This window comes from Balneolaceae bacterium (assembly GCA_034521445.1).
Classification (GTDB): Bacteria; Bacteroidota; Rhodothermia; order Balneolales; family Balneolaceae; genus JAXHMM01.
The window spans coordinates 59,006-65,380 of record JAXHMM010000004.1 but is presented as its reverse complement, the minus strand read 5'-3'; the positions used below and the strand labels follow the sequence as shown (position 1 = coordinate 65,380).

8 protein-coding genes are annotated in these 6,375 nt (G+C 60.8%); 3 read left to right on the top strand and 5 right to left on the bottom strand.

Annotation, left to right across the window (positions count from 1 at the left end):
- Positions 1 to 468 precede the first annotated feature (468 nt).
- From U5K31_03880 to U5K31_03860, 5 genes are all read right to left on the bottom strand, one after another.
- The gene (locus tag U5K31_03880) at positions 469 to 675 is read right to left on the bottom strand and encodes a hypothetical protein (protein MDZ7771865.1); all 207 of its coding nucleotides are present in this window, start codon (positions 673 to 675) and stop codon (positions 469 to 471) included.
- A 365-nt stretch (positions 676 to 1,040) separates the two neighbouring features.
- On the bottom strand, positions 1,041 to 2,312 hold the full coding sequence (gene murA / locus U5K31_03875; protein MDZ7771864.1) for a UDP-N-acetylglucosamine 1-carboxyvinyltransferase: 1,272 nt from the start codon (positions 2,310 to 2,312) through the stop codon (positions 1,041 to 1,043).
- On the bottom strand, positions 2,305 to 2,814 hold the full coding sequence (locus tag U5K31_03870) for an acetyl-CoA carboxylase biotin carboxyl carrier protein subunit (GenBank protein ID MDZ7771863.1): 510 nt from the start codon (positions 2,812 to 2,814) through the stop codon (positions 2,305 to 2,307). Before U5K31_03870 ends, murA begins: the two co-directional genes overlap by 8 nt.
- The gene (locus U5K31_03865) at positions 2,811 to 3,086 is read right to left on the bottom strand and encodes a hypothetical protein (protein ID MDZ7771862.1); all 276 of its coding nucleotides are present in this window, start codon (positions 3,084 to 3,086) and stop codon (positions 2,811 to 2,813) included. Before U5K31_03865 ends, U5K31_03870 begins: the two co-directional genes overlap by 4 nt.
- Before the next feature lie 75 nt (positions 3,087 to 3,161).
- The gene (locus U5K31_03860; GenBank protein MDZ7771861.1) at positions 3,162 to 3,704 is read right to left on the bottom strand and encodes a hypothetical protein; all 543 of its coding nucleotides are present in this window, start codon (positions 3,702 to 3,704) and stop codon (positions 3,162 to 3,164) included.
- An 84-nt stretch (positions 3,705 to 3,788) separates the two neighbouring features.
- On the opposite strand from U5K31_03860, the gene U5K31_03855 reads away from it, so the two are divergent.
- Genes U5K31_03855 through U5K31_03845 form a run of 3 tightly spaced genes read left to right on the top strand, consistent with a single transcriptional unit; the run spans position 3,789 to position 6,342 of the window.
- Positions 3,789 to 4,610 carry a DUF3108 domain-containing protein gene (locus tag U5K31_03855; GenBank protein MDZ7771860.1) on the top strand — a complete coding sequence of 274 codons (822 nt, stop codon included), beginning with the start codon at positions 3,789 to 3,791 and terminating at the stop codon, positions 4,608 to 4,610.
- A complete protein-coding gene (gene dut / locus U5K31_03850) occupies positions 4,607 to 5,053 on the top strand; it encodes a dUTP diphosphatase (protein MDZ7771859.1) in 447 nt (148 codons plus the stop codon). The genes U5K31_03855 and dut overlap by 4 nt, the downstream gene beginning before the upstream one ends.
- Positions 5,053 to 6,342 (top strand): MFS transporter, encoded by a 1,290-nt coding sequence (locus U5K31_03845; protein ID MDZ7771858.1) that lies wholly within the window; start codon positions 5,053 to 5,055, stop codon positions 6,340 to 6,342. Before dut ends, U5K31_03845 begins: the two co-directional genes overlap by 1 nt.
- Positions 6,343 to 6,375 lie beyond the last annotated feature (33 nt).

Genomic DNA, 6,375 nt, shown 5'->3' with positions numbered 1-6,375 from the left:
TGGTTCTTCATCACGGTAGACCGTTTGTAAACGGCCGCTGTCCTCCGGAACCGCTGTCCTATGTGCTCATTCCGTAGGGGTCATAGAAGAAAAATTTGGTATATGAATTCTTTTCTACCTCGCGGAGGTTCAGCAGCCGCTCTGTTGGATTTCCTGTTAATGGTAATGTCCGGCTTACCTGTACCGGGTGCTCAGAGGTAGGCGATTCATGCAAGGCACGTTCACAAGCGGGAGGGCGATGCTATACCGGCACCGCGTTGGCAAAATCAGTAAAATGCTTCAGATTAGCAGTAAATATCATCAAAACTTGTGAGTTCAAAGGCCTGCAATCCTAAAACCTGTGTATCTGATTTCTGATTGCACCGTGTAAAAAGTCACTTGGAATATACAATCCAGAGACGATTAATGTAAATGGTAAAATGAACGTTCCCCGGTCTTGGTCGTAGTGAAGTATGTGCGGAATTTTTGTCACTCCTCGCCGGGCGTCTCGGTCACCTCGAAATGAACCTCCCGGTAGGCCTCTCGCTCCGAATTGCGGTCGGTGACCTGCAACCGGAGCACGTAGCGGCCGGGCTCCAGGCCGGAGGCCTCGATCTCCAGGTTTTCGGAAAAGCGCGTCCCGGCGTGCTCGAAGAAAGCGTCAGCCCTATATCGTCCTGGCCTTCCCGGGCCCATCCCAGGAAGTTCAAAGGCAGGATTTCGTAGTCCACCGTAAAATCGCTGAGTCCCTGCCCGTCGCGTTTCAGGTGGTAGACTTCGAAGTGCACGGCAGGGGTTTCCCCGTCGGGAATTTCCCGATCGTGGGCGGCCACGAACGGAAGGATGCTGGAAGAGTCGGCCTCCTCGCGCAAGCGGTAGCCCAGAATAAGCTCGCCCATTTGAAGGGAGGCGGTGTCGGGTTTAAGCGCTTCGGGCTGGGGGAGGACGGTTCTTCCCATGGCACGCAGGTAATCCGGGAAGGGGCGGAAAGGCGGCTCTCCCCGGCGCCAACAACAGTACGGTGAGCAGCAGAAGGGAGAGTATATGTGGTGCCGGAGGATTCAGGCTTCCTGCGGCGTGCGGGTGATGCGGGCGCCGGCCGCATTCAGCTTCTCTTCGAGCTTCTCGTAGCCGCGGTCGAGGTGGTAGATACGCAGCACGTCGCTGGAGCCCTCCGCTACCATGGCTGCCATAACCAGGCTGACGCTGGCGCGCAGGTCGGTACTCATTACCGAGGCGCCCTTCAGGTCCGCCGGTCCCCGCACCTCAACGGTGTTCTCCTCCACCTCCAGGTCGGCCCCCAGCCGGGTCAGTTCCGGTACGTAGCTGAAACGGTCGTAGTAGACAGTATCGGTGACCCTGCAGGTGCCCTCGGCCTGGGTCATCAGCGTGGCCCATTGCGCCTGCAGGTCGGTGGGAAAGCCGGGATAGACGGCCGTTTCCAGCGATACCGGCCGGATGCGGTCGGGCGCGGCGACCCGGATGGTGTCGCCGTCCCAGGTCACCTCCGCGCCGGTCTTCAGGAAGTGTTCGGGAAATTCGCCCAGGTCGTCGGTGGCTGCGCCCGTCAGGGTGAGCTCCGATTCGGGATGCATGGCGGCGGCAATCATGTAGGTGCCGGTCTCGATGCGGTCGGGGGCGTTGCGGAATTCGATGCCCTCCAGCGTCTCCACGCCGCGCACGGTGAGTTCGGGTGTGCCCACACCCTCAATGTCGGCCCCCATCTGCTGCAGGGCGCGGCAGAGCAGGACCACGTCGGGCTCGCAGGCGGCGTTGTGGATAGTGAACTTTTCGGCCCGCAGAGAGGCGGCCAGCAGCAGGTTGACGGTGGCGCCTACGCTGCTGGGGTCCAGGGTAAAAGAGCCGCCCTCCATGCGCTGAGGGGCCGAGCCGATTACGTAGCCCTCGTCCAATTCGATCTCCGCGCCCATGGCCCGCATGCCCTTGAGGTGCAGGTCGACGGGACGGGGTCCCCATGCGCAGCCGCCGGGCAGGGAGACGCGCGCCTCCCCGAAGCGTCCCAGCAGGGCGCCCAGCATGTAAAAAGAGGCCCGCATCTTGCGGACGAGCTCGTAGGGGGCCTCTGTGCGCTCGATGGAGTTCGGGTCGATGCGCAGGCGCTGCTCGTTTTCATCGAAGTCGACGCCGGCGCCGGTATGGGCGATGACCTGGTTGAAAGTGTGGATATCGCGCAGGCGTGGTACGTTGGTGATGACCGAGGGGCTGTCCGCCAGCAGGGCGGCGGCCATCAGGGGGAGGGCTGCATTCTTGGAACCGCTAACCGGTAGGGTGCCCCGGAGAGGGGTGGGACCTTCGATGACAAATTTATCCACGGGCTTCGATTTCCAGGATTAGGACATTCTTTTCCACGGAGTCGCCCTCCGCAACGGCGATGGCGGTGACGACCCCGCCGGTGGGTGCCTTGAGCTCGTTTTCCATCTTCATGGCCTCCAGGATGGCCACCGGATCGCCCAGCTCGACTTCGTCGCCCTCCTCGACGAGGATCTGGAGAATTTTGCCGGGCATGGGGGCGTTGAGTTCGCCTTCGGACAGCTCGGCGGCTGTCTTGAATCCCATTTCGTCCAGCAGCAGATCCTGTTCGTCGCGCACCTCTACGCTGCACCACTCGCCGTCGATGGTGAACTGAACCGTGCGCTGGTCGTATTCAATATTATCGATCACATGCAGCTTTGTTCCCAGCCGGAGCAGGCGGCGTCCGCCGGCACCCCGGCTGAAGCGATACTCACCCGATTCGCCCTCCAGGGTGTAGCGGTTGGTTTCCGGGTCCAGTTCCAGCGTGCGGCTTTCGCCGTCCGTTTGGGCTTCGAATTTCATATGCGAGTATTTTTAATGGCGGATAGTCCCTTGCTCGTGGCCCGGAAGGTGAAATCCTGCAGGTTGTCGGCGTCGTAGAAGGTGGAGAGGTGGATGGCCGACCCTTCCCGCTCGTAGGCTTCCACAAAGCCGAAGCTGAGCAGGTTGATCAGGTCGTCGCGCAGCTCCCCATACTGCAGGCGGGTCTCCTCCTGCACCACCTGGAAGGTTTCCGGGAAGACGAGCTTCTCCAGGACCCGGCGTTCGGATGAGCTGATTTTGCGTCGCTTCATGGTTGGCGGGAGTTGATGGAAGCAGAAAATAGAAGGGCTCGGTCACATTCACAACCTTGGACCGCGGTCTTGGGGTCATTCCACCTGCACGTCCCCGTAGGTGATGAGGTTGCCCTGCATGCTGTCGTCGTAGATCAGTATGCGGTAGAGGGAGGATACACCGACGCCGCTGCGGTGGAACTGGTCCGCCGAAAGCGTAATGGTGTGCAGGCCCGGTTCAATTTCGCTGCCGCTGCGGTAGTAGAGGGAGGTGGTGATGTTGTCGAAGGTTTCGCGGAAGGCGTAGACGTCCAGGCCTGATAGCGACCCCATGCCGGTGCTGGTGGTGATCTGAAGGAGGATGCGCACCTGCTGGTTGGGAGAGACGGGGTTGGGAAAGGCAGAGATTTCCACCTCCAGGATACCGCTGAACATGGGACCGATGCGCCAGTCGTCGGGGTCTTCCTGCTCGTTGACGAGATGGCCCTGGGCGTTCCGGGCGGTGTAGTTGGAAGGCGGCGTGGTGGCCTCGCGCTCGAATCGGCGCTGGTCCTCGCTCTTGGTGCAGCCGGCGAGCAACAAGAGCGCCAGCAGGCAGGCTGCCGCCCGGGCGGCGGTCATTCGGTGGGAATAGAACAAAGTAGCAGGGTCAACGTTTCATTTTCAAACTATAATATCGAACTTTGACCGCTTATATTAAAGCGTGAATGTAGAATGCACTTGATGCACAAGTCCCTGTACCCCGCCGTTATTTTTATCCTCGCCCTACTGCTTCCGGCGGCAGGCGGCGTGCTGCACGCGCAGGACCTCTCCATCGGGCCCGAACCGGAGAACCCTCCCCCCGATATTTCTGAAATCCTGAAGTGGAAGGAGGTGCTGACCTACGAGGTGCGCTATTCCTTCTTCAAGCTGGGCGAGGTGCGCACGGAGGTTGTGCGCGACACCCTTCATGACGGCCGCAGGGTCTGGTGGCTGCGCAGCATCATACGCTCCAACTCCTCCATTCCTTTCGTAGGCAAGGAGGAGAACCACTACAACTCCTTTATTGTGGCCGACGACTCCATGCCCTATACCGAACTTTACTGGCGCGACAACGTCGACGAGCAGGAATTCAGCGACTCGCGCTACGATTTCGACTACGGGGCCGGCAAGGTGTACGTCACGGAGAAGGGAGAGGAGCCCGACACGCTTGAGCTGGACGAGCCGGCCAGCTCGGGACAGCTCATTTTGCTCTATTCCCGCCTTTTTGCAGGCAGCGAGCGATCCTACCGTCTGCCGGTCTACCTGGAGAGGGAGAAGGGGGAGATCCTGGCCGACAACAGCCGACACACCTCCATGCGCGAATACGAGGCCTTTGAGGAGCCTGTGCCGGTTTTTCACAGCGAAGGAAATGCTGATGTGGACGGCCCATTCGGTTTCCGCGGGGAGTTCGAAGCCTGGTTCCGCGACGACCCCCTTCGCGTGCCCGTGGAAGCGCATATGAAGGTGTGGCTGGGCAACGTAAAGGTGCGCCTTATCGACTACCAAAAAGTAAAAAGACCATGAAGAAACTGCTGTTCAAACGACTTCCGCACGCAGGGGATCTCCCGCTGCCTTCCTACGAATCGCGACACGCGGCCGGTATGGACCTCCGCGCGGCCCTGGAAAAGCCTGTAACTCTTGAGCCCGGGAGCCGTGCCCTCATTCCCACCGGCCTTCAGATGGCCCTTCCCGAAGGCTACGAGGCGCAGATCCGGCCGCGAAGCGGACTGGCCTGGCGCAACGGGGTGACCATGCTCAACACCCCGGGCACCATCGACGCCGACTACCGTGGCGAGATAAAGGTACTGGCTGTTAACCTGGGCGAGGAGCCCTTTACGGTCGGCCACGGCGACCGCATTGCCCAGATGGTGGTGGCCCCCGTACAGCAGGTTTTTGTGGAAGAGACGGGCGAGCTGCCCGAAACCGAAAGAGGCGAGGGAGGCTTCGGCAGCACGGGCATCGACTGATGCGCATCCGGCCGTACATTGACCTGGTCCGCCAGAACCACGACTATCGCAGGCTCTGGCTGAGCCAGGTGGTTTCCAACTTCGGGGACTGGTTCGGCATCCTGGCGGTCTACGCCCTCATTACGCGCTACTCCGATTCGGAATTCCTGCTGGGACTGATCATCGTGGTCAAGATGATGAGCCTGGCCTCCTTCTCTCCCTTCGCCGGCTACATCACCGACCGTTTTAACCGGCGCCGGCTGATGATGTTTTGCGACCTGGCCCGCGGGGCCGTGGTGCTGGGACTGCTGCTGGTGGTTTCCTACGATACGCTATGGCTGGCTTACGTACTGACCGCGGTGCAAATGATGCTTTCGGCCATCTTTGAACCGGCCAAAACATCCTCCATTCCCAACGTGACCACCGAGGAGGAGCTGGTGGACGCCAACGTGCTTTCGGCCATGAGCTGGAGCATCATCTTTACCCTTGGTATGGGTATCGGGGGGCTGGCTACGGCGGCGTTGGGCACCGACCTGGTCTTTATTCTGGACGGATTCAGCTACGGCGTTTCCGCCTGGTTCATCTACCGGGCCCGCATTCCCCAGAAGAAGATGAGCGAGGAGGAGCTGCGTCGCACGCGCAACCCCTTCAAGGGCATCGCAGAGGGATTCCGCTACCTGGCAGACCACCGCCATGTACTGCGGCCCGCCCTGGCCAAGGGCTGCTTCACGATGTTTCTGGGCGCCCTCACCTATATGCTGATCCTGGTCGCCGAGGAGATCCTGCTGATGGGCAGTGTGGGACTGGGCCTACTCTATGCCGCACGCGGGGTAGGCACGGGCATCGGGCCGGTCGTCGGCCGGCGGGTGTTCCGCCGTGAGAGCCGTTGGGTGTGGGGGATGGGACTCTGCATGGTTTTCGGGGGCGTCATGTATTCGGTCGTCGGGGTGACCTCTAGCCTGGCCGTGATGCTGATCTTCGTGTTTATCGCCCACGCCGCCTCAGGATCCAACTGGGTCATGAGCACCGTACTGTTGCAGCGCCGCACCCCCGACACCTTCCGCGGACGCATTTTCAGCACCGAGTGGCTGCTCTTTACGCTGGCGCAGTCTGTGTCGGTGCTTGCAGCTTCCTGGATCCTCGAAAACGGCTGGTTGAGCATTCAGCAGACCATTGTGCTCTTTGCGGTATTGCTCTCGCTGTCCGGCGTGGCCTGGCACTTTACGGTAGCGCGCCGGGAGGAGGCGTGGCTTCGGGAACAATGGGTGGGCGCCGCGGGGGATGCGGAAACCGAATCCGCCGCATCATAAAAAATCCCCTCTTCGCCTCGAGCAAAGAGGGGA

Bases quoted from the DNA above. Each gene is read 5' to 3' on its own strand.
- U5K31_03845 (MDZ7771858.1), top strand. From the start codon at position 5,053: ATGCGCATCCGGCCGTACATTGACCTGGTCCGCCAGAACCACGACTAT.
- U5K31_03865 (MDZ7771862.1), bottom strand. From the start codon at position 3,086: ATGAAGCGACGCAAAATCAGCTCATCCGAACGCCGGGTCCTGGAGAAG.
- dut (MDZ7771859.1), top strand. From the start codon at position 4,607: ATGAAGAAACTGCTGTTCAAACGACTTCCGCACGCAGGGGATCTCCCG.
- U5K31_03855 (MDZ7771860.1), top strand. From the start codon at position 3,789: ATGCACAAGTCCCTGTACCCCGCCGTTATTTTTATCCTCGCCCTACTG.
- U5K31_03880 (MDZ7771865.1), bottom strand. From the start codon at position 675: ATGGGCCCGGGAAGGCCAGGACGATATAGGGCTGACGCTTTCTTCGAG.
- U5K31_03870 (MDZ7771863.1), bottom strand. From the start codon at position 2,814: ATGAAATTCGAAGCCCAAACGGACGGCGAAAGCCGCACGCTGGAACTG.